This is a genomic window from Mycobacterium sp. 4D054 (genome assembly GCF_052245755.1).
GTDB lineage: Bacteria > Actinomycetota > Actinomycetes > Mycobacteriales > Mycobacteriaceae > Mycobacterium.
On record NZ_JBQQCF010000154.1, the window covers coordinates 1 to 877 of the forward strand.

Here is an 877-nt window from a genome sequence, read left to right on the forward strand (position 1 = left end):
GGTTGCGTCCAGCAGAGTGGTGTACGAGTCGGACCTGATCAGCGGTACCGGCGTGTCGTAGCCGACTGATTGAGGGTCATCGCGTGATTCTTCGAGAGACCGACCAAAGTCACTCGAGCAAAGGAATCGACGCGATGACCACTGCCCACAATATCGACCTGCCCACCGTGCTGGCCGAACGACTCACCACCGCCCATCCTGACGTGTTGCGCGAGCTGCTGGCCACGTTTATCCACACCCTGATGGGTGCTGAGGCCGACGCCCTGTGCGGCGCCAGCTACGGCGAGCGCAGCACCGAGCGCACCAACTCCCGCAACGGCTACCGGCACCGCCAATTCGACACCCGCGCGGGAACATTGAATCTCGCAATCCCGAAGCTGAGGCACGGATCCTACTTCCCGGACTGGCTGCTGGAACGCCGCAAACGCGCCGAGCGGGCGCTGACCACGGTGGTGGCGACCTGCTACCTGCTCGGGGTCTCCACCCGACGGATGGACAAGCTCGTCGAAACGCTCGGCATCACCTCGCTGTCGAAGTCGCAGGTCTCGGTGATGGCCAAGGAACTCGACGTCGCCGTGGAGGCGTTTCGCACCCGACCGCTGGACGCCGGCCCGTACACGTTCGTCGCCGCCGACGCCCTGGTCCTCAAGGTCCGCGAGCAGGGCCGGGTGGTCAACGTGCACGCCCTGATCGCCGTCGGGGTCAACGCCGAGGGCTACCGTGAAATCCTCGGCATCGACGTCACCACCGCCGAGGACGGCGCGGGCTGGCTGACGTTCTGGCGGTCGCTGACCGCCCGCGGGCTGTCTGGGGTGAAGCTGGTTACCAGTGACGCCCACGCCGGGCTGGTGGCCGCGATCGGAGCCACTCTGCCCGG

General features: G+C 66.6%; 1 protein-coding gene. It reads left to right on the forward strand.

The window, feature by feature from the left end; all coding sequences use genetic code 11:
• Positions 1-134: 134 nt before the first annotated feature.
• The coding region (locus ACTWP6_RS30350) for an IS256 family transposase (protein ID WP_443189644.1) at positions 135-877 on the forward strand (743 nt) is incomplete at its 3' end.